The organism is Pseudomonas sp. R9.37 (assembly GCF_963878885.1).
Classification (GTDB): domain Bacteria; phylum Pseudomonadota; class Gammaproteobacteria; order Pseudomonadales; family Pseudomonadaceae; genus Aquipseudomonas.
On sequence record NZ_CAWNZA010000047.1, the window covers coordinates 58,016 to 78,911 of the forward strand.

The 20,896-nt window shown below is 61.6% G+C and carries 22 protein-coding genes; 12 read left to right on the top strand and 10 right to left on the bottom strand.

Annotation, left to right across the window (positions count from 1 at the left end):
• The first annotated feature begins 80 nt into the window (after nt 1-80).
• Nucleotides 81-1,043, top strand: coding sequence for a thioredoxin-disulfide reductase (trxB, locus tag AACU78_RS24210; RefSeq protein WP_010206474.1), 963 nt, complete (start codon nt 81-83; stop codon nt 1,041-1,043).
• Nucleotides 1,044-1,225: 182 nt separating this feature from the next.
• Here the strand turns inward: trxB and AACU78_RS24215 are convergent, their stop codons facing one another.
• From AACU78_RS24215 to AACU78_RS24240, 6 genes are all read right to left on the bottom strand, one after another.
• The gene (locus AACU78_RS24215) at nt 1,226-1,567 is read right to left on the bottom strand and encodes a HopJ type III effector protein (protein ID WP_177410097.1); all 342 of its coding nucleotides are present in this window, start codon (nt 1,565-1,567) and stop codon (nt 1,226-1,228) included.
• A complete protein-coding gene (locus tag AACU78_RS24220; RefSeq protein ID WP_106578210.1) occupies nt 1,560-1,856 on the bottom strand; it encodes a DUF1244 domain-containing protein in 297 nt (98 codons plus the stop codon). Before AACU78_RS24220 ends, AACU78_RS24215 begins: the two co-directional genes overlap by 8 nt.
• A gap of 98 nt (nt 1,857-1,954) precedes the next feature.
• Entirely contained in the window at nt 1,955-2,326 is a 372-nt protein-coding gene (folX, locus tag AACU78_RS24225) for a dihydroneopterin triphosphate 2'-epimerase (protein WP_003194073.1), read from the bottom strand.
• Between the two features lie 2 nt (nt 2,327-2,328).
• Nucleotides 2,329-2,889 carry a GTP cyclohydrolase I FolE gene (folE, locus tag AACU78_RS24230; RefSeq protein WP_053257937.1) on the bottom strand — a complete coding sequence of 187 codons (561 nt, stop codon included), beginning with the start codon at nt 2,887-2,889 and terminating at the stop codon, nt 2,329-2,331.
• A 20-nt stretch (nt 2,890-2,909) separates the two neighbouring features.
• Entirely contained in the window at nt 2,910-3,620 is a 711-nt protein-coding gene (gene folM, locus AACU78_RS24235) for a dihydromonapterin reductase (protein WP_106578211.1), read from the bottom strand.
• Between the two features lie 57 nt (nt 3,621-3,677).
• Nucleotides 3,678-4,238, bottom strand: coding sequence for an antibiotic biosynthesis monooxygenase (locus AACU78_RS24240; protein WP_106578212.1), 561 nt, complete (start codon nt 4,236-4,238; stop codon nt 3,678-3,680).
• Between the two features lie 212 nt (nt 4,239-4,450).
• Here AACU78_RS24240 and AACU78_RS24245 point away from each other — a divergent pair, with 212 nt between their 5' ends.
• Nucleotides 4,451-5,401, top strand: a complete 951-nt coding sequence (locus tag AACU78_RS24245; protein WP_106578213.1) for a MerR family transcriptional regulator — start codon at nt 4,451-4,453, stop codon at nt 5,399-5,401.
• A gap of 2 nt (nt 5,402-5,403) precedes the next feature.
• On the opposite strand, the gene AACU78_RS24250 is transcribed toward AACU78_RS24245, so the two are convergent.
• Both AACU78_RS24250 and AACU78_RS24255 read right to left on the bottom strand, forming a co-directional pair.
• Entirely contained in the window at nt 5,404-6,009 is a 606-nt protein-coding gene (locus tag AACU78_RS24250; protein ID WP_106578214.1) for a hypothetical protein, read from the bottom strand.
• Nucleotides 6,010-6,067: 58 nt separating this feature from the next.
• Nucleotides 6,068-6,535 (bottom strand): PAS domain-containing protein, encoded by a 468-nt coding sequence (locus tag AACU78_RS24255; RefSeq protein WP_106578215.1) that lies wholly within the window; start codon nt 6,533-6,535, stop codon nt 6,068-6,070.
• 129 nt (nt 6,536-6,664) lie between these two features.
• Between AACU78_RS24255 and AACU78_RS24260 the strand changes: the two genes are divergently transcribed.
• The gene (locus tag AACU78_RS24260; protein WP_106578216.1) at nt 6,665-7,120 is read left to right on the top strand and encodes a flavodoxin; all 456 of its coding nucleotides are present in this window, start codon (nt 6,665-6,667) and stop codon (nt 7,118-7,120) included.
• Here the strand turns inward: AACU78_RS24260 and AACU78_RS24265 are convergent.
• Nucleotides 7,101-7,997, bottom strand: coding sequence for a LysR family transcriptional regulator (locus tag AACU78_RS24265; protein ID WP_106578217.1), 897 nt, complete (start codon nt 7,995-7,997; stop codon nt 7,101-7,103). The two genes, AACU78_RS24260 and AACU78_RS24265, sit on opposite strands and share 20 nt — an antisense overlap.
• A 98-nt stretch (nt 7,998-8,095) precedes the next feature.
• Here AACU78_RS24265 and AACU78_RS24270 point away from each other — a divergent pair, with 98 nt between their 5' ends.
• The 8 genes from AACU78_RS24270 (at nt 8,096) to AACU78_RS24305 (ending at nt 18,701) form a co-directional block, all read left to right on the top strand.
• Nucleotides 8,096-8,482: a CidA/LrgA family protein gene (locus tag AACU78_RS24270; RefSeq protein WP_106578218.1), complete on the top strand. Its 387-nt coding sequence runs from the start codon at nt 8,096-8,098 to the stop codon at nt 8,480-8,482.
• On the top strand, nt 8,472-9,158 hold the full coding sequence (locus AACU78_RS24275; protein WP_106578219.1) for an LrgB family protein: 687 nt from the start codon (nt 8,472-8,474) through the stop codon (nt 9,156-9,158). Before AACU78_RS24270 ends, AACU78_RS24275 begins: the two co-directional genes overlap by 11 nt.
• Before the next feature lie 150 nt (nt 9,159-9,308).
• Nucleotides 9,309-10,091, top strand: a complete 783-nt coding sequence (locus tag AACU78_RS24280) for a class II aldolase/adducin family protein (RefSeq protein ID WP_106578220.1) — start codon at nt 9,309-9,311, stop codon at nt 10,089-10,091.
• The gene (locus AACU78_RS24285) at nt 10,091-10,993 is read left to right on the top strand and encodes an alpha/beta fold hydrolase (RefSeq protein ID WP_106578221.1); all 903 of its coding nucleotides are present in this window, start codon (nt 10,091-10,093) and stop codon (nt 10,991-10,993) included. The genes AACU78_RS24280 and AACU78_RS24285 overlap by 1 nt, the downstream gene beginning before the upstream one ends.
• A gap of 414 nt (nt 10,994-11,407) precedes the next feature.
• Entirely contained in the window at nt 11,408-12,319 is a 912-nt protein-coding gene (locus tag AACU78_RS24290; protein ID WP_106578222.1) for an SDR family oxidoreductase, read from the top strand.
• A 483-nt stretch (nt 12,320-12,802) separates the two neighbouring features.
• Nucleotides 12,803-14,593: a DUF1302 domain-containing protein gene (locus tag AACU78_RS24295; protein WP_106578223.1), complete on the top strand. Its 1,791-nt coding sequence runs from the start codon at nt 12,803-12,805 to the stop codon at nt 14,591-14,593.
• A gap of 26 nt (nt 14,594-14,619) precedes the next feature.
• On the top strand, nt 14,620-15,978 hold the full coding sequence (locus AACU78_RS24300; RefSeq protein WP_106578224.1) for a DUF1329 domain-containing protein: 1,359 nt from the start codon (nt 14,620-14,622) through the stop codon (nt 15,976-15,978).
• 227 nt (nt 15,979-16,205) lie between these two features.
• A complete protein-coding gene (locus AACU78_RS24305; RefSeq protein ID WP_106578225.1) occupies nt 16,206-18,701 on the top strand; it encodes a LuxR C-terminal-related transcriptional regulator in 2,496 nt (831 codons plus the stop codon).
• Nucleotides 18,702-18,910: 209 nt separating this feature from the next.
• Here AACU78_RS24305 and AACU78_RS24310 read toward each other — a convergent pair whose 3' ends face one another.
• Nucleotides 18,911-19,786, bottom strand: a complete 876-nt coding sequence (locus AACU78_RS24310; protein ID WP_106578226.1) for a helix-turn-helix domain-containing protein — start codon at nt 19,784-19,786, stop codon at nt 18,911-18,913.
• A 137-nt stretch (nt 19,787-19,923) separates the two neighbouring features.
• Between AACU78_RS24310 and AACU78_RS24315 the strand changes: the two genes are divergently transcribed.
• Nucleotides 19,924-20,835: a DMT family transporter gene (locus tag AACU78_RS24315; RefSeq protein ID WP_106578227.1), complete on the top strand. Its 912-nt coding sequence runs from the start codon at nt 19,924-19,926 to the stop codon at nt 20,833-20,835.
• Nucleotides 20,836-20,896: the final 61 nt, after the last annotated feature.

A 20,896-nucleotide genomic window follows, 5' to 3' on the forward strand; every position in this document is an offset into this window, starting at 1 on the left:
GTTCAAGCCTTCCCCAAGTGCTTCGCGGTCCTTTTTTATTCCAGCCGTTCTGTAGTCCGGACGGTCGATAGGAGTGAGTCATGTCTGATACCCGTCATTCGCGAGTGATTATTCTCGGTTCCGGCCCTGCCGGTTACAGCGCTGCCGTTTACGCTGCCCGGGCCAACCTCAAGCCGTTGCTGATCACCGGCATGCAGGCGGGCGGTCAGTTGACCACCACCACTGAAGTCGACAACTGGCCGGGCGACGTCCATGGCCTGACCGGTCCGGTGCTGATGGAGCGGATGAAAGAACACGCCGAGCGCTTTGAAACCGAGATTGTTTTCGACCACATCAACCAGGTCGACTTCTCGAAAAAGCCTTACAGCCTGACTGGCGACAGCGGCGTGTACACCTGTGACGCGCTGATCATCGCCACTGGCGCCAGCGCCCGTTACCTGGGCCTGCCGTCGGAAGAAGCATTCATGGGCAAAGGCGTATCCGCCTGCGCGACCTGCGACGGTTTCTTCTACCGCAACAAGCCTGTTGCCGTGGTGGGTGGTGGCAACACCGCCGTGGAAGAGGCGCTGTACCTGGCCAACATCGCCAGCACCGTGACCCTGGTTCACCGCCGCGAGACCTTCCGCGCCGAGAAGATTCTGATCGACAAGCTGCACGCCCGTGTCGCTGAAGGCAAGATCATCCTCAAGCTCAACGCCACCCTCGACGAAGTCCTGGGCGACAACATGGGCGTGACCGGCGCTCGCCTGAAAAACAACGACGGCAGCTTTGACGAGCTAAAAGTCGACGGCGTGTTCATCGCGATCGGCCACACCCCGAACACCTCGCTGTTCGAAGGCGTGCTGGAAGCCAAAGACGGTTACCTGGTGGTGCAAGGCGGCCGTGAAGGCAATGCCACCGCCACCAACATCGAAGGCATCTTTGCCGCCGGTGACGTGGCTGACCACGTCTATCGCCAGGCCATCACCTCGGCCGGCGCCGGCTGCATGGCGGCTCTGGACGCCGAGCGTTACCTCGACGGTTTGAAGGACGCTTCGTTCTAAACCCGTTGAAATGAAAAAACCGGCTGCGAGGCCGGTTTTTTATGTCTGCGATTTATGCAACACCGCCGTTCAAATGTGGGAGCGGGCTTGCTCGCGAATGCGGTGTATCAGTCACCAGACGTATTGACTGACACTCTGCATTCGCGAGCAAATCCGCTCCCCCATTTTGATCTATGCCTGACTCAGGATTTGCGGGTCAGTGGCTGTGCGGCGAACTTCACACCCGCCAACCCATGCTCGATCAGCGCACGAATGTTGCCGTGATCGCTGCCTTCAGGCGTAGCCACCACCGAGCGGTAATGCTCGCCAAACGCCAGCAGCGCTTCCTGATCGCTCAAGCCTTCCAGCAACGCCAGGCCCAGGGTCTTGCACGACCCCTCGTTCTGCCCGGCGGCGTTTTCCACGTTGCCATTGGTGAAGGCTTGCGGCTGGTAGTCGTAACCCGCGGCTACAAAAGCCAAGGTGTCAGCAAAGGCATGTTCGCCGCTGTTGAGGCTGGCGCGCAGGGTCTTCAAATCAGTCATGGGTTTTTCCTTTGGCAAACGCCGCCTGTTGTTCGGCATTGGCTTCTTTCTGGTATTGGGCTTTCCACTCGGCGTACGGCATGCCGTACACCACTTCACGGGCGTCATCGAGGCTCAGCTCGATGTGGCGCTCATCGGCCTCGGCCTTGTACCACTTGGACAAGCAGTTACGGCAGAAGCCCGAGAGGTTCATCAGGTCGATGTTCTGTACATCCTTGCGGCTGTCCAGGTGTGCCACCAGCCGGCGGAAGGCGGCGGCTTCAAGTTCGAGGCGTTGTTGATCGTTCATGGTGGTCTCTTTGAGACAGCTTCAAGCGGGCAAGCTTCAAGCTGCAAGTTGGAGTGTGGTCGGCCTTTAGCTTATCGCTTGCAGCTAGCGGCTTGCAGCTAGCGGCTTGCAGCTAGCGTTATCGAGACCGACTCGGCAAAGCGCAGCGCGTGAGGCTTGTCCACTTCGACTTCGGCGTACAGCACCGACTCGTTGCTCATCACCAGGTCCAGCAGCTCCTGGGTCAGGCGCTCGAGCAGGGCGAAGCGGTTGCCTTCGACGTGGGCGATGATGGCCTTGGTGATGGTGCGGTAGTTCAGCGCGTGATCGATGTCGTTGTCGCGCACGGCTTCCTGGGCGGCGTACAGGATGGTCAGGTTGATCAGCACGTCCTGCTTGTTGAGGATCTCGTCCTCGTTGATGCCGATAAAGGTGCGCAGGCACAGGTCCTTGACCCGGATGCGCGCCATGCCTGGTTGAAGTTGTGGCATTGCTACTTGCTCCGTCCAATCAGTTGCAGGAACTCCATGCGGGTGGTGTTCGACTCGCGGAACGCGCCGAGCATCACCGAGGTGTTCATGGTTGAATTCTGTTTTTCCACGCCGCGCATCATCATGCACATGTGCTTGGCTTCGATCACCACTGCCACGCCGGCGGCCTGGGTGACCTGCTGAATCGCGTCGGCAATTTGCCGCGTGAGGTTTTCCTGGATCTGCAGGCGTCGCGCGTACATGTCGACAATGCGCGCCAGCTTCGACAGCCCGAGCACCTTGCCGGTCGGAATATAGGCCACATGGGCCTTGCCGATAAAGGGCAGCAAATGGTGCTCGCACAGCGAATACAGCTCGATGTCCTTAAGGATCACCATTTCGTCATTGTCGGACGCGAACAGCGCACCGTTGACGATTTCGTCCAGGTTCTGCTCGTAGCCGTGACACAGGTACTGCATGGCCTTGGCAGCGCGCTTGGGGGTGTCGAGCAAGCCTTCGCGTTCCGGGTCTTCGCCCAGGCCTTTGAGAATTTCGCGGTAGTGTTGGGGCAGGGACAAGGTCATACAACATCCTCACAAACGGCTTACTTGATATGCCGCCCGCCGTTGACGGTCAGGGTGGTACCGGTGACATAAGGGTTGTCCAGCAGGTAACGCACGCTCTGGTAGATCACCTCGGGCCCGGGTTCGATGCCCAGTGCCGATTTGGCCAGGACGTTGGCGCGGTAGGCCGCGTCGTCGCCCTCGTTGAACATCACCATCGCCGGCGCAATGCCATTAACCTTGATCAGCGGCGCGAACTGCGCAGCAAACGACAACGTGAGGCTGTCGAGCCCGGCCTTGGTGGCGCAATAGGCAATATGCTGGCGGCTGCCTTTGCGCACCACGTCGTCGCTGATATGCACGATATCGGCAGGTGAAGAGCGTTGCAGCAAGGGTGAACAATGCAGGTTGATCAGGTACGGCGCAAGCATGTGCACGCTGAACATGTCGGTAAACGCGCGGCTTTCGTCGCCGGGCGTTTCCGCGACCCACGCCGATGCGTTATGGATGATCGCGCGCAGGCTGTTGGTGTGGGTTTGCAGTTGGGCGATGAAGGCCAGAATCCCGGCTTCACTGGAGAAGTCGGCAAACACGCCGACCGCGCCACGCTCACGCAAGGCCTCAACGCCTGGACGCTCGCTGCGGTAGCTGAAAATAACCGGCTGGCCCTCGTCCAGCAGGCGCTCGGCGCAATGCAGGCCGACACGCTGGCCGGCACCGGTGATCAGGATCGGGGCGTTCGTTGCAGTCATGGGAGGCTCAAGTCGCTGGCAGGCTGAAACTATACCAGCGACCGGCCGCCCCTGTACTCAAGCGGCAGCTTCGGCGACCTTGCGCGTCGGCGGTGTGGGGTGCAGCCAGTTCGCCAGCAGGTGCGTCGACAGGGGAATGAACCAGAAAACCATCAAGGGCGTGAGCGCCAAAGTGCTGACCAGCACGCGTGGGGCCAGGTCCAATTCGTTGAGCAGCGGCCCCAGGACGAAGTTGAACAGCAGCGACACCGGGAAAAACGCCAGCCAGATCGCCACAGCCTGTTTCCAGCGCGGCGGCCGTGCACCCACGGCGCCGAACCAGCCATCGATGCCACTGACGCGATGCTCGGACGGGTCGGCGAACAGCTCGCTGCCACGGCTCAACCAGGCACTGCGCGAGGCGGAAAACTCCCAGGCGTGCAGGGTTTTTTCGTCGGCAAAGCGGAAGATGATTTGAAACTCGTCGTCATGGGGCGGCGGAGCCAGTACACCGGAACCCAGGTAACCGGGGAAGTCAGTGGCCAATTGCTCGCCTTCACGCAGCCAGGCCATCAATTCTTCATAACGCCCTTTGGCCACGCGGCGCGCAACCATCAAGGTGACAGGGGAGGTAGACATTGTGTATCTCCAGATAATCAGGTGCGCTGAGCCGGGTAGACGGCGCACAAAGGTGGCGGCCGGGTAGGCCATCACCTGAAAAACAGGCAAGGATTATTCCTGTTTTGCAAAAATACGCCAGTGACATTGGTCAGAAGGGTGCGGGCCTTGAAAAGGACAAGTGGAAAGGCGTTAAATGGGATCCAAATCTACACGGACGTTTTTGATCCCCGATGCCCGAAATTACTGCTCCTGTTCACGAAATCGCCCACGGCAGCCTTGCCGATTCCAGCGAGCTTTTTCCGATTCGTGAAGTCTCGAGATTGACAGGTGTCAATCCGGTCACCTTGCGAGCCTGGGAGCGACGGTATGGCCTGATCCAGCCCGCGCGCACCGAAAGTGGGCATCGCCTCTACTCCAGGACCGATATTGAGACCGTCAACAGGATTCTCGATTGGATTGAGCGCGGCGTTGCGGTAAGCAAAGTCGGCAAGATCCTCGCCCGCGATGATCAGCAAGCCGATGTGGTTCGCGCCGAGCGAGACTCGATCGAGGACACGCAATGGCAAACGCGGTTGAGGCAGGCCATCAGTGCTTTCGATGATCGCGCCCTTGAACACCTCTACAGCCAGTTGTCAGCGACCTACCCGCCAAGTGTGGCGTTTCAAGACATCCTCATGCCCCTTTGGAGCGACTTGCTGCGTCATCAAGGCCGCTTCGGCCAAGCCAGCGAGTGGTTATTTTTCGATGCTTTCCTGCGTGAGCAAGCCTGGCTGCGCTTGCAACAGGGCAGCGGCTCGCCCGGGTCCCGGGTCTTGCTGGCGGCGTTGCCCGGCGAATGCCGTAAGTTGGAATTGCTGGTGGCGGCGCTATTGGTCGGTCGGCAGGATCTGCCCATGAAGGTGCTGGAAGTGGGTCAGCCCCTGGACGAACTGACATTGGTCTGTGAAAAAATCCGGCCCCAGGCGCTCGTCATCTTCTCCAACCATTCACACAACCATGAGCTGGCCGAGCGCCTGAGTCGCTTGGCGATGACGCTCGATTGCCCACTGTTTCTGGCGGGCGCCGCGTCTGACTTCGCCGAAAAAGACCTGGCAGGTTCCTCGGTCGGCTGCCTGGGCAGCGATGGGCTTGTGATGCAGCGCCGCTTGCAACAGTTTCTGAGTGGGCAGCTGGATACCTGAAGTCAGGCGTGTACGTGCGGATGAACCAGGCGATGCTGGTGCAGGATGAACTGGCGCAGCCGCTCGATTTCATCCGCATCGCTTTGGCTCAGGCGGTAAGCGAATAAGCCGCGGGCCGTTTCCCGCTCCAGCGCGCCGCGCAAGGCAATGCGTTCGTAGCCGGACGGGCTGAACCACAGGGAAAAGGTTTTCGGCGGTTTGACCCGGCCACGAATCTCAACCAGCACGCCTTTGAATGACACCTCGTGAACCCATAACGCGGCAGGGTTGCCCTTGACGTTTTCCAGTGCCACCGGTGCTTCAAGGGCCAGACGCCACGGCCGGATCATCGGCCCGTCTTCAAAAATGCTCGGCACGCCCAGGCGCAGATGAACTGCGTGAAACTCGTCTTCTACCAGGTGCAGCGGGAACGTGAGTTGCTGGTTGTCGAACTGCGCCTGGATGGTAACGTGGTCGTGAGCGGCCAAGCGCGTGAGCAAATCACGAATCTGTGCACCGCCGTTGACCGTCAGGCTCGACCACGCATCCCGCAGGTTGAGCTGCGGGTTGTGCTGCATGTCCTGGATAAAATCCAGTTCGTCCTGCGTCAAAAGCGCGTCGCGGTGCATTGATGGAGCTCAACGATGAGACATTAAAAAGCCATTATCGCTCTAAAGACCGTGTTTTTTACACTTTGTTAATTCCGCTCGTCGCTTTGAGCGCCGCCAACTCGCCTTTAAGCTCGGCCACCTGTGCTTCCAGCTGGGCCACGCGTAGTTGTGCTTTCACCTGCGCGCTGACGTCTTTTTGCACGCCCACAAAATAGGTCTGCTTGTCGGCTTCGTTGTAAACCGTCGACAGCGATAGCTCGTTCCAGAAAGGCGCGCCGTCCTTGCGGTAGTTGCGCAGGATCTCCCGGCACGAACCGCCGCTGTCGAGGGCTTCACGAATCGCCATCAAGGCTGGCTGGTCGCGGTCGCCCGCCTGCAGGAAGCGGCAATCCTGATACAGGATGTCGTCCAGTGCATAGCCGGTCATGCGCTCGAAGGCCGGGTTAACGTAGATCAGCGGCTTGTCTTTGCCTTCGCGTTCGGCGACGACGATGCCGTCGTTGGAGGCGTTGATGACCAGCTGCATCAGTTTGGCGTTAATCATTGAGCGGTCCATGGCTTGTTTTTAGAGCCTGCAGTGTATGGCATGCCCTGAATCTTGCGCGGCCTGCGCCGAAATATTTGCGCCAGCTGCTAACATCCCACGCTTTGGCTCAACTACAGGATCAGATTGATGAAAGTCGCCATCCTTTCCGGCTCGGTCTACGGCACCGCTGAAGAAGTCGCTCGCCACGCCGCCGGCATGCTCAACGCGGCCGGTTTTGAAGCCTGGCACAACCCGCGCGCCACCTTGGCCGATGTGCAGGCCTTTGCTCCTGAGGCCCTCCTGGCGGTGACGTCCACCACCGGCATGGGCGAGCTGCCTGACAACCTGCAACCGCTGTATTCGAGCATCCGTGACCAGCTCCCCGCCGCCTGGCGCGGGCTGCCCGGTGCCGTCATCGGGCTGGGCGACGCCAGCTACGGCGACACCTTCTGCGGCGGCGGCGAGCAAATGCGCGAGCTGTTCGGCGAGTTGGGCGTGCGCGAAGTGCTGCCGATGCTGCGCCTGGACGCCAGCGAAAGCGTCACCCCGGAAGCCGATGCAGAACCTTGGCTGGCCGAGCTGGTCACTGCACTGCGCGGTTGACCGGGAATTCACGCAGCAGCGCCAGCCAGGCCTGGGCGGCTTTGGACAGATAAGCGCCCTCACGCCAGATAAAGGCAATGTCCCAGCGCAGGAAGTCGGGCGCCTTGAGTGTCAGGCGCACCACGCCCGGTCGCACCAACCCGCGGGCGACCACACTGGGCAACAGCACCACGCCCTGACCGGCCGCGACCAGGGCGACGAGAAAGTCCGCCTGGCCGCTGCGGCCGATCTCCTTCGGCGTAAAGCCCAATTGCTGACAAGCCTGCATCAGTCGGTCATTGAGCACAAAACTGCGTTGGTACATCAGGAAGGGCGTGTCCGCCAGTTCCTCCAGGCGCACCTGGGCATTCTCAGCCAATGGGTGATCCATCGGCAGCAAGGCATCCAGCGGCTCGTCGCAAAAGGGTTGCCAGGCAAAGGCCGGATCACTGGGCATCAGCGTGCCACCCACGTCCAGCTCACCACTGAGAATCGCCTGCTCGATCGTGCGGCTGCCGCCTTCGAGCAATTGGATGGTGACCTTGGGGTAGCGCCTGCGGTACTCGGCAAACAGCCCGGCAAACAGCGTGTCGCCCGCCAACAGCGGCAAGCCCAGGCGCAGCTCGCCACGGGCCAGTTGCTGCATATCATCGAGCTCACTGAGCAGTTCTGTTTGCAGGCGCAACATGGCTTCGGCGCGCTGCAACACCACCTCGCCGGCGGCCGTCAGGCGAATGTGCGAGCCCGTGCGTTCCAGCAGCGGCGTGCCGAGGCTCTGCTCCAACTGTGCCACTTGCTTGCTGACGGCCGATTGGCTGATGTGCAAGGTTTTACCGGCCTGGGTAAAGCCGCCTCGACGGATCACTTCGACAAAACTGCGCAGCTGTTTGAATTCCATATGCTTGATTCCAGTTTGGAATAGTTGGCAGTCTAACAATTCGCTGTGGGGATGGGGGAGGCGTCTTTAAACTGAGCGCCTGTGAGGATCAAACGCTTATGAACCGTTTCAGCTTCAAACATATCGCCCGCCTGCCGCTTGAGCTGGTTGTGCTGCTGGCTATCTATTTTCTGGGCACCCAGCTTGCCGTGTGGTTGGCTTGGCCCATACCCGGTGGCGTGGTGGGCTTGGGCCTGTTGCTGGCGACATTCGCCACCGGCCTGGTCAAGCCGGCCGCCCTGCAACTGGGCGCCGGGGTGTTGATGGCAGAGATGCTGCTGTTTTTTATTCCTGCACTGATGAGCCTGCTTGATTACGGCGGCCTGGTGCGCAATGACGGCTGGCGCATCCTGCTGGTGATCGGTTTCAGCACACTGTCGGTGATGCTGGTGACGGCATTCACCGTAGAGATGGTCTGCCGCTGGAGCATGCGCCGTGAAGCTTGAGTTGATGCCGGTGTTCTGGCTCGCCCTGACCCTGGGCGCCTATGTCTTCAGCCGCTGGATCTATCGCCGCACCGGGCGCTATTTGCTGTCGCCCTTGATCCTCGTGCCGGCGCTGCTGTTGGCGGTGGCCGCGCCGATGCACACGGCGTACGCCGAATATGCCGCCGACACCCACTGGCTGATGCTGGTGCTGGGCCCGGTCACCGTGGCGTTTGCGGTGCCGATCTGGCAACAACGCCGCTTGCTGGCGCGTCATTGGTCGGCGTTGCTGCTGGGCATGGTCGCCGGCAGCGCGGCCTCCATCGGCACTTCGTTCGGGCTGGCCAAGGCGCTGGCATTGAACAGCTCGGTGACGATGTCGCTGTTGCCGCGCTCGATCACCACGCCGTTTGCCATGCCGGTTTCCTCTGACCTGGGCGGTGTACCGGAACTGACCGCTGTGTTTGTGATGTTCACCGGCGTGTTCGGCGCCATGCTCGGCGGCGTGCTGCTCAAGTGGTTGCCGTTGCGCACGCCCCTGGCGCGTGGCGCGTTGTTTGGTGTGGGCGCTCATGGTGCGGGCGTCAGCCGGGCGCAGGAAGTGGGCGGTGAAGAGGGCTCGGTCGCGGGCCTGGTGATGGTGTTGACGGGCTTGCTCAACCTGTTCGCCGTGCCTTTATTGGCGGCGCTTCTCTGACGCGGCGCCCGCTGACTTCAACTATTCTTGTTGCTGACTCGTTCGGTCATCAAGCTGGCTGCGAAGGCGACTACTTGCGCGATGGCGTCTGACTAGACTGGCCCTTCACTCAAAAAAACAATAAGAAAATGTGCCAAGGAGGTCGTTGCCGTGAGCCTAGCCCCCGTTCTATCGCCACAGAATGTCAAAGACCAGGTCAGCGCTGCCGAATGGCAAGCCCGTGTCGACCTGGCCGCCTGTTATCGCCTGGTCGCGCTGCATGGCTGGGATGACCTGATCTTCACGCATATTTCGGCCAAGGTGCCGGGCACCGATGATTTTCTGATCAACCCCTACGGGCTGATGTTTCACGAGATCACGGCGTCGAGCCTGGTCAAGGTCGACCAGGCCGGCAACAAGCTGATGGACAGCCCCTACGAGATCAACCCCGCGGGCTACACGATCCACAGCGCCATCCATGACGTGCGCCACGACGTGGCATGCGTGATACACACCCACACGCCCGCCGGTGTTGCTGTTTCGGCGCAGAAGCAGGGCGTGTTGCCGATCAGCCAGCAATCGTTGTTCGTGCTCGCAAGCCTGGCGTATCACGCCTACGAAGGTGTGGCGCTCAACCATGAAGAAAAGGCGCGCTTGCAGGCAGACCTGGGCGACAACAATTTCCTGATGCTGCACAACCATGGCCTGCTGACCTGCGGCGGTACCATCGCTGACACGTTCCTGATGATGTTTATCTTTCAACGCGCCTGCGATATCCAGGTGCTGGCGCAAAACGGCGCGGCTGAGTTGATTGTCATCGAGCCGCAGATTCTTGCCGGGTCCAGGGCCATGGTGGCAGCGGTCACCAAGAGCGCTCAGGGTATGGGCGGCGCGCTGGCCTGGCCCGCGCTGCTGCGTAAACTGGACCTGCAAGATCCCGGGTATAAAAGCTGATGCCACTCGCCGAAATCCCGCTCAGAGCCTGGCGCAAACGCGCTCAGGAATTCGTCTTCCGTGGTCGTACGATCCGTTACTGGGTGGCCGGGCAGGGCGAGCCACTGCTGTTGATTCATGGCTTCCCCACGGCCAGTTGGGACTGGCACTACCTGTGGCAGCCGCTGGCCCAGCGCAACCTGGTGATTGCCTGCGACATGCTGGGGTTCGGCGACTCGGACAAGCCGGTGGATCACGACTATTGCCTGTTGGAGCAGGCCGACCTGCAGCAGGCGTTGCTCGACCACCTGCGCGTGGAGCAACCGGTGCATGTGTTGGCCCACGACTACGGCGACAGCGTCGCCCAGGAATTACTCGCCCGTCATTACGAAGGCCGTTTTCAGATGGCCAGTTGCGTATTCCTCAACGGCGGGCTGTTCCCGGAAACCCATCGCCCGGCGCTGGTGCAAAAACTGCTGCTCAGCCCGCTTGGCTGGATGATCGGCCGTGCCTTCGGGCGCAATGCCTTGTCGAACAGCTTCAGCCAGATTTTTGGCCCGAATACGCGGCCCAGTGAAAGCGCGCTGGATGATTTCTGGAGCCTGATCAATTGCAATGACGGCACGCGCATCCTGCACAAACTGATTGCCTACATTCCCCAGCGCCGCCGCTTGCGGGAGCGCTGGGTGGACGCGTTGCAGCGCAGCGAGGTGCCGTTGCGCGTGATCGACGGCGAAGTCGACCCGATCTCAGGTGTGCATATGGTGGAGCGTTATCACCAGTTGGTGCCGCACGCCGACACGGTGTTGCTGGCCAATATCGGTCACTACCCGCAGATAGAAGCGCCGGTGCTGGTGCTCAAGCATTACCTGGCGTTTCGCGAGCACCTCGGCCAGCCCGCGCCACGGGTGGCCTATTCCTGAGCCACCCGTTGTGGCGAATGAGCTTGTTGTGGCTGCGCCAGGTTTACATTAGCGAGCGGGCTTGTTGTGGCGAGCGGGCTTGCCCCGCGTTGGGGCGCGAAGCGGCCCTGAAACCTGCCACCGCGGTACACCAGACACTGTGCAGTAACCTTATCGGGGCGGCTTCGCCACCCAACGCGGGGCAAGCCCGCTCGCCACAACAGCCCGCTCGCCACAAGAGGCCTGCTGCTCAGCAAGCCTGCTTACCACAGCACGCGCGCTCGCCACTGAGAAGGCGACGCCCTGCGAAAGCCTGAGACGCACAATCATCCCGCTGCCTTATCGAGCACCATTCAGCCTCGGCCGACTTTATTGTGACCGGAGGCTGTGTGCCTGACACTCACGCCATTGCCATTGTCGCCAGCGGAGTTCGGTATGAGTGAGTCAGTGCAGTTCCAGGATAAGGTCGTGATCGTCACCGGTGCCGGCGGCGGGTTGGGCCGGGCGCATGCGCTGCTGTTCGCCCGATACGGGGCCAGGGTGCTGGTCAATGACCTCGGCGGTTCCACTCAAGGCGAGGGCGCCAACGCCTCGGCCGCCGATCGCGTGGTCGCCGAAATCCGCGAAGCGGGCGGCATTGCCGAAGCCAACCATGACTCCGTCACCGACGGTGACAAAATCGTGCAGAACGCGCTCGATGCATTCGGCCGCATCGATGTGGTGGTGAACAACGCCGGCATCCTGCGCGACAAGACCTTCCACAAAATGGACGACGGCGACTGGGACCTGGTGTATCGGGTGCATGTCGAGGGTGCCTACAAAGTGACCCGCGCTGCCTGGCCGCATTTGCGTGAGCAAGGTTATGGCCGGGTGATCTTCACCGCGTCCACTTCGGGCATCTATGGCAACTTCGGCCAATCCAACTACGGCATGGCCAAGCTGGGCTTGTACGGCTTGACCCGCACCCTGGCGCTGGAAGGGCGCAAGAACAATATTCTGGTCAACGCCATCGCCCCCACCGGCGGCACGCGCATGACCGAAGGCCTGATCCCGCCGCAAGTGTTCGACCGCCTCAAGCCGGAGCTGGTCAGCCCGTTGGTGGTGTACCTGGGCAGCGAGGCGTGCCAGGAAACCTCGGGCCTGTTTGAAGTGGGCGGCGGCTGGATCGGCAAGACCCGCTGGGAGCGCAGCCTGGGTGTAGGGTTTGACCCCGAAGCCGGGTTTTCACCCGATGATGTGGCTGCGCATTGGGCGCAGATCTGCGACTTCGAAGGCGCCGCGCACCCCAAGGACAATATCGAGGCATTGAAGGAGATGATGGCCAACTTGCAGAAATTCAGCCTCTGATCGTTGCTCGAACACTATCGAATACTGCGGGGCGCTGATGGCGCCCCGTTTTCGTTCAGGCATAAAAAAGGCCGCTGCAAAGGCAGCGGCCGAAGTAAGACGTTGGATCAAGGAGCGACAAATCAACGTCAGTGAACACGGGTAACAGATTGAATAAATTAGCCAATCCATCGAAATTCAGCTGTTCTCCCCAGGTTGGGAGCGGGCCGTTTGCCCTGAGAGCGAGGTAAGAATAGTCGGTTGTAACAAATTGAGTAATAGCGGTTCAAGACAAGGACTGTTACCAAATTGGCAACAGTCGCGCTCCAGGCCATCCATTCCCCTGATAACGCGCTATCTACCCCAGTCATGGCCCGGTCAAAACCCCGGCCAGAGCGGCTGCTAATCCTTTCGAGCGACACTGCGAATACCCCTTTGGTGCGCTTATCGCTCCTCGCGGGCGGCAGTAGGGTGGGGCCTTCTGTCACTCACCGGGGAAGACGCATGACAAAAACAACAATGCGCGCCATCTTCACGCCACAGGCGCTCGCCGCGGCGGTTGCACTGGGCTGCTGCGCCCAGGCACAGGCTGTTTCGTTCAACATTGGCGAGATCGAAGGGCAATTCGATTCTTCGCTGTCGGTCGGCGCCAGCTGGGGCATGCGCGATGCCGACAAAAAGCTGGTGGGCATTCCCAATGGCGGCACGGGTCAAGCGTCCACCGGGGATGACGGGCGGCTGAACTTCAAGAAGGGCGAAACCTTCTCCAAGATCTTCAAAGGCATTCACGACCTGGAGCTCAAGTACGGCGACAGCGGCGTGTTTGTGCGCGGTAAGTACTGGTACGACTTCGAACTGCAGGACGAAGACCGCGAGTTCAAGCAGATCAGCAATCACCATCGCGACGAAGGCGCGCGGTCGTCCGGCTATGAGCTGCTGGATGCCTTCGTCTATCACAACTATTCGATTGGCGACCTGCCCGGCAACGTGCGCGTCGGCAAGCAGGTCGTCAGCTGGGGCGAAAGTACGTTCATCGGTAACTCGATCAACAGCATCAACCCCATCGACGTGTCGGCCTTTCGTCGACCCGGTGCCGAAATCAAGGAAGGCCTGATCCCGGTGAACATGCTGTTCGCGTCCCAGAGCCTCACCAACCAGCTGTCGGTGGAAGGTTTCTACCAGTTGAACTGGGAAAACACCGTGGTGGACAACTGCGGCACCTTCTTCGGCAACGACGTGGTTGCTCACGGCTGCAACAACAACTACACCGTCGGCAGCCCGGCGATTGCGCCGCTGCAGCCGGTGGCGGCCGCGTTCGGCCAGGGCTTTCAAGTCACGCGCGAAGGCGTGGTGGTGCAGCGTGCCAAAGACCGCGAAGCCCGCGATGGCGGGCAGTTCGGGGCGGCCTTGCGCTGGCTTGGCGATGACACCGAGTACGGCCTGTACTTCATGAATTACCACAGCCGCACACCCACCGTGGGCACGATCACCGCCAACACCAACCTGGCCACCATCGGGCGTATCGCGGCCACCGCCAACGCCATCGCGCCCGGCAGCGGCTCGGGCCTGGCCCAGAGCACCCTGCTCGGTCGTGGTCAGTACTACCTCGACTACCCGGAAGACATCCGTCTGTACGGCGCCAGTTTCTCCACCACCTTGCCCACCGGCACGGCGTGGACCGGCGAGATCAGCTACCGCCCGAATGCGCCGGTGCAGCTCAACACCACCGACTTGACGCTGGCGTTGGTCAACCCGATTGCCGGCCAAACCGCCTCGCCGATCCGCAGCTCGTTCGGCTCGGATAACTCAGGCTACCGCCGCAAGGAAATCACCCAGATCCAAAGCACCATGACCCAGTTCTTCGATCAGGTGCTGGGCGCCGAACGCCTGACATTGGTGGGCGAGGCGGCCTATGTGCACGTCGGCGGCCTGGAGGCCAAAACCAAACTGCGCTACGGCCGCGACTCGGTGTATGGCGCCTATGGTTTCGGCGGCGATACCGACGGCTTCGTCACCGCCAATTCCTGGGGTTATCGCGCCCGCGCAATCCTGGATTACAACAACGTGTTTGCCGGGGTGAACCTCAAGCCCAACCTGTCCTGGTCCCATGACGTCAGCGGCTATGGGCCGAACGGGATATTCAACGAAGGCGCCAAGGCGATCAGCGTCGGTGTGGACGCGGATTACCGCAACACCTACACCGCCAGCCTGAGCTACACCGACTTTTTTGGCGGCGACTACAACACCCTCACCGACCGCGACTTTATCGCCCTCAGCTTCGGCGTGAACTTCTGATCTGCTTTAAGGAAGGACAACAACCTATGCGTAAGATATTTGCAGTGATGGCCCTGAGTCTGCTGGCCGCCCACGTGATGGCGGCGGTATCGCCCGAAGAGGCCGCCAAGCTTGGCACCACCCTGACGCCGGTCGGCGCTGAAAAAGCCGGCAACGCCGACGGCTCGATCCCGGCCTGGACCGGCGGCATCCCCAAAAACGCCGGCGCGGTGGACAGCAAGGGTTTTCTGGCCGACCCATTTGCCAATGAAAAACCGCTGTTCGTGATTACCGCCGCCACGGTCGACAAGTACAAAGACAAGCTCTCCGACGGCCAGGTGGCGATGTTTAAGCGCTACCCCGAAACCTACAAGATCCCGGTGTACCCAACCCACCGTACGGTCAACCTGCCGCCGGACATCTACGAGTCGATCAAGCGCAGCGCGCTCAACGTGCATGCGATCAACGACGGCAATGGCCTGGAGAATTTCACCGGCAACCGCTACTACGCGTTCCCGATTCCGAAAAATGGCGTGGAAGTGCTGTGGAACCACATCACCCGCTACCACGGCGGTAACCTCAAACGCATCATCACCCAGGCGACTCCGCAAACGAATGGCAGCTACACGCCGATCCGTTTCGAGGAAGAAGTGGCAGTGCCGCAAGCCATCCCGGACATCGACCAGGCCAAGGCGGCCAACGTGCTGAGCTTCTTCAAGCAATCGGTGACCGCCCCGGCACGTCTGGCGGGCAACGTGCTGTTGGTGCACGAAACCCTCGACCAAGTGAAGGAACCGCGCCTGGCCTGGATCTACAACGCCGGCCAGCGCCGGGTTCGCCGCGCGCCGCAAGTCTCCTACGACGGCCCGGGCACCGCTTCCGACGGCCTGCGCACCACCGACAACTTCGACATGTTCTCTGGCGCGCCCGACCGCTACGACTGGAAGCTGGTCGGCAAAAAAGAGGTCTACATCCCCTACAACAGCTACAAGCTCGATTCGCCGACCCTCAAGTACGACGACATCATCAAGGCCGGGCACATCAACCAGGACCTGACCCGCTACGAACTGCACCGCGTGTGGGAAGTGATCGGCACCGTCAAGCCGAGCGAACGGCACATCTACGCCAAGCGCCACATGTACATCGACGAAGACAGCTGGCAGGTCGCGCTGGTTGATCACTACGACGGCCGTGGCCAACTGTGGCGGGTTGCCGAGGGCCACGCGCAGTTTTACTACGACCATCAGGTGCCGGTCTACACCGTGGAAACGCTGTACGACATCATCGCTGGGCGCTACATCGCGCTGGGGATGAAAAACGAGGAGAAGAGCAGCTTCGTGTTCGGCTTTGCGGCCAAGGCGGCGGATTACACACCGGCAGCGTTGAGGTCTGAGGGCGTGCGCTGATCCGGGATCAAACTGGGATCAAAATGTGGGAGCGGGCTTGCTCGCGAAAGCGCAGTGTCAGTCACCGAATGCCTGGACTGATACACCGCCTTCGCGAGCAAGCCCGCTCCCACATTGGGTTTTGTGCATGGCTATAAATCACCCCGCTGAATACTTCTTCAACAACCGCCGACCACAGGACTAGGGTAGGCGCCAGGTTGCATAACAATAAAAAGCAGGATGCAGCAATGACCGCCATGACACGCTGCCTGGACCGTCCTGGATTCATGCCACGGCTGTCCGCCCACCATCTGTTGCGCCCGCGCCTGGCCGGGCCTTTGCTGGCGGCGCCGGTCAGGGTGAAGCTGCTCTGCGCGCCGGGTGGCAGTGGCAAGAGCGCGTTGCTCGCCGAGTGTGCGTTGCAGGCGCCGCCGGAGTGTCAGGTGTATTGGCTGGCGCTCAATGGCGCCGCGCTCAGCCCCGATGATTTTGGCGCGCGGCTGGCGCAACACCTCGGTTTGTCGTTTGTCGACGAAGCCACCTTGTTGCTCGACCTCAGCCGCTGGCACAGCCCGGCGTGGATATTTCTCGACGATTTCTGCCGCCTGCCGGCCCCCGAACTGGACGCCTTGCTCGACCGTTTGCTGAGCGCCGCCAGCCCGGCGCTGACTTGGTGGCTGGGCGCCCGGCGGCGCCCGCTGTGCAACTGGCCGCGTCTGCTGCTCGACGATGAGCTGCTGGAATGCAGTGAGTTGATGTTCAACCCTGCGGAAATCCAGCAACTGCTCGGGCCCACGCACACCGTCGACAGCGTGATGCAGTTCAGCGGCGGCTGGTGCGCCGGCGTGCGCATCGCCTTGCTCGGTGACGGGCACCCGGACAGAACCTTGCTCGACTACCTGCAACACGAACTTTTCGGCACCTTGCCCGCCGAGCTGGCGGAGGCCTGGCGTGTGTTGGCGCATATGCCGCGCTTCAACCCGGGCTTGTGTGAGCACTTGTTCGGCTTTGGTGACGGCGATCACTACCTGCGCGACCTGCAAGCGCTGGGCGCATTTATCCAGCCGTGGGAGGACACCACTGATTGGCTGCAAATTTTTGCGCCATTGGCGCAACTGATCCGCGATGAGCCCTGGCCGGCCAAGCGTTCCTGGCACCGTCGCGCCTGCCAATGGTTCACCGCACAGCAGGACTGGCAGGCCGCCTTTGAACAGGCGCTGCTGGCCGAAGCCTACGAAGTGGCGGTGAGCCTGTTGCAGCACTTCAGTTTTGAAGACTTGTTCCGTCAACAGAACGCAGTGCTGCTGTTGCGCCTGCATGAGCAGCATGGCGATGAATTGATGCTCGGCTCGGCGCAACTGGTGGGGCTGGTCACGGCGGCGTTGCTGTTTGCCGGACGCTTCGACCAGGCAGCCTTGTGTATCGATCAATTGGCGCGGTTCGCCCCGCAACCGACCGCGGCGCAACAGCGTTATCTGTTGGCCCGCTGGCAGGCGCAATGGGGCTGGCTGTTGCACTTGAGCGGCGATGCCCAGCGCTCCCGCGAGCATTTTCTCGAGGCGCTGCAAGCCTTGCCCGACAGCGCCTGGACCTCGCGCCTGATGTGCCTTTCGGGCCTGACCCAGCAAGCTTTGCTGCGCGGTGAACTGGACGTGGGCCAGGCCTTGAACCGCGAAGCCCTGTGCCTGGCGCGTGCACAGGGTTCGTTGGTGCTGGAGGCATTGCTGGAGCTGGATCACGCGCAACTGCTGGAACAACGCGGCGCACCCTATCGGGCGCAGAGCCTGTTGGAGCATGTGCAGGCAATGCTGGTGGGGCAGCGGCTCAAGGCCGGCCCGTTGGTGGGGCGGATTGCCTTGCGGCGCGGGCATCTTGCGCTGCGACAAGGCCAGGATGCGCTGGCCACTGAGTGTTTCGAGGCCGGTTTGACGATGTGCCTGCACAGCCAGGACAAGCGCGTGCTGTACGGCTTTCTCGGCCTGGCACTGCTGGCAGCGAACCGAGGCGATTACGCCCAGGCGTTTATCCAGCTGCGTGAGGCCGAGCGCTTGATGCAGCAGCGCCAGGTACCGGACACGGTGTATCGCGCGGTGCTGCTGTTGGTCAGCGGGCATTTCTGGTTGCAGCAGGGCCGCGCCGAATTGACGCTGGAAGCGGTGCGCCGGGTGCTGCGCCACTTTCGCGGGCCCGATGCCAAGCAGGCGCCGCCGGCCACGCTGGAATTGATCCCGCGCCTGGAGTATTTGCTGGTGCTGGCCGAAGTGAAGCTGGGCGGTGCCGAGCAGCCGATTGCACGGCTCAACGATTTGCTCGACACCACTCGGCAGCGCGGCATGCTGTGCCTGGAAACCGAGTTGCAACTGGTGCTGGGCGAGGTGGCCTGGCAGCTCGGTGATCCGCTGATGGCTCGTCGGGCCCTGGAGGCTGGGCTGGCGCTGGCCGGGCGCTGCCAGGTGCAGCAGGCGATTCGCGAACTGCGGTTGCGCTCGCCAGGGTTACTGAGTGAACTGGGCCTGGAGGCGCAGGCGGCGCCCAGCGGCGTGGCGGAAAACCCCCTGAGCCAGCGCGAGCTGCAAGTGCTGCAATTGATCGCCCTGGGCAACTCCAACCTGGAAATCGCCGACCGGCTGTTTATCTCGTTGCACACCGTCAAGACCCACGCGCGGCGTATCCACAGCAAGCTCGGCGTGGAGCGGCGCACGCAGGCGGTGGCGAAAGCCAAGACATTGGGGTTGATGGCGTAGGCAGCGGGATCATCCATAGGGTTTGAATGCCGTCTCATGCTCTCGTGGCGAGCGGGCTTGCCCCGCGTTGGGCTGCGCAGCGGCCCTGTAGGATATTGAGATTTTCCTCGTGGAGCGCGGCGCCTGTTTTTGGGGCTGCTGCGCAGCCCGACGCGGGGCAAGCCCGCTCGCCACGGGTGTGGGTGTGCGGGTGTGCTGGAGGGTTGTGTTTAGCCGTGGAAGGCTTGGCGGTATTCGCCGGGTGTGGCGCCCATGGCTTGGCGAAAGCGGTGTGTGAAGTGGCTGGCGCTGGAGAATCCGCACATCCAGGCAATGTCGCCCAGGGGGAGCGTGCTGGCACGCAGCAGGCTTTGCGCGCGGGCCAAGCGTCGCGCCAACAGGTATTGATGGGGCGGCAGGCCGAAGCTTTGGCGGAACATCCGCGCGAAATGGTATTCCGACAGCGCACACATCCCGGCCAATTGCCCCAGGCTGATCGGGTCGTCGAGGTGATGGTCGATGTAGTCCACCAACCGCCGGCGCTGATGCGCGGCCAATCCGCCTTTCAAACGCAGACCGTCGCGCGCGCCAACCTGGCTGAGCAAGGTGTGGCTGAGCATTTCATGGGCCAGGCTGCTGGTCAGCAGGCGTTCGGCGGGTTCGTGCCAGTTGAGCGCGATCAACTGATGAAAGCGCCGGGCCTGGCTGGCGTCTTCAAGAAAGGTGCTTTCGCGCAATTGCAATGCGCGCGGTTCGCGGTCCAGCAGGGTGACGCAGCCGAGGGCAAATTGCTCGGGGCTGAAGTACACATGGGCCAGGCGGATTTCACCATTGATCACCCAGGCTGACTGATGCTCGGCCGGCAGGATGCAGAGTTTGTCAGGGCCACCTTTGGTGCCGGGCTGATCACGGCGAAAAGTCCCGGTGCCGCCGCCGATGTAGCAGGACAAAGTGTGGTGGGTGGGCGCCTGGTAGTCCTGAGCATCGTGATGGTTGCTCCACAACGCCGCAGACAGGCCGTCACCGAGCTCGGCGCAGGCTTCGAGGCGTGCGTTGGGCGAGCGGTTAAGGGCTTGAAAGACTTGCAGGGATTCCAGCTCTGGCATGGTTGTTCTCTCCGACGCCTTGCATCCTACTCCGCAGCGCGGGCGCTGTGATCCCGCCGCCCGACAAAAGCGCAAGAATGTGCAAGAGCGCGGGCCGGTCTGCGGGCAACACTGTGGCTCAATCGACGGAGCCCGCTATGAACCTTTTCCTTTACTTACTTACCGTGCTGATCTGGGGCACTACCTGGATTGCCCTCAAGTGGCAATTGGGTGTCGTGGCGATTCCTGTGTCGATCGTCTATCGCTTTGGCCTGGCGGCGCTGGTGCTGTTTGCGCTGTTGCTGCTCAGCCGCAAATTGCAGGTGATGAACCGGCGCGGGCACCTGATTTGCCTCGCCCAGGGCGTGTGCCTGTTTTGCGTGAACTTCATGTGCTTTCTGACAGCCAGCCAATGGATTCCCAGCGGCCTGGTGGCGGTGGTGTTTTCCACGGCCACGCTGTGGAATGCCCTCAATGCGCGGGTGTTTTTCGGTCAGCGGGTGGCGCGCAACGTATTGATGGGCGGCGCGCTTGGATTAATGGGGTTGGGTTTTCTGTTCTGGCCGGAGCTGGTCGGGCACACCGCCAGCCCCCAGACGTTGCTGGGCTTGGGCTTGGCGTTGTTGGGGACGATGTGTTTTTCGGCCGGCAACCTGCTGTCGAGCCTGCAGCAGAAGGCCGGGCTCAAGCCGTTGACCACCAATGCCTGGGGCATGGCCTACGGTTCGGTGATGCTCGCGACCTATTGCGCGGCGCGCGGGATACCGTTCGACATGGATTGGAGTGCGCGTTATGTCGGAGCGCTGTGGTACCTGGTGATTCCGGGCTCGGTGATTGGTTTTACCGCCTACCTCACGTTGGTGGGCCGTATGGGCCCGGAGCGCGCGGCGTATTGCACGGTGCTGTTTCCGGTGGTGGCGCTGAATGTGTCGGCGTTTGCCGAGGGGTATCAGTGGACGGCGCCGGCGTTGATGGGGCTGGTGCTGGTGATGCTGGGGAATGTGTTGGTGTTTCGTAAGGTTAAACCGAGCCAGCCTGTGAACCCGATGCTCAAGGTAAAGCAAATCTGATGGGGGCGCTGGCTTGCAGGCGATGGCGGTAAGTGGATGAGCCGGCAGGTACACCGCTATC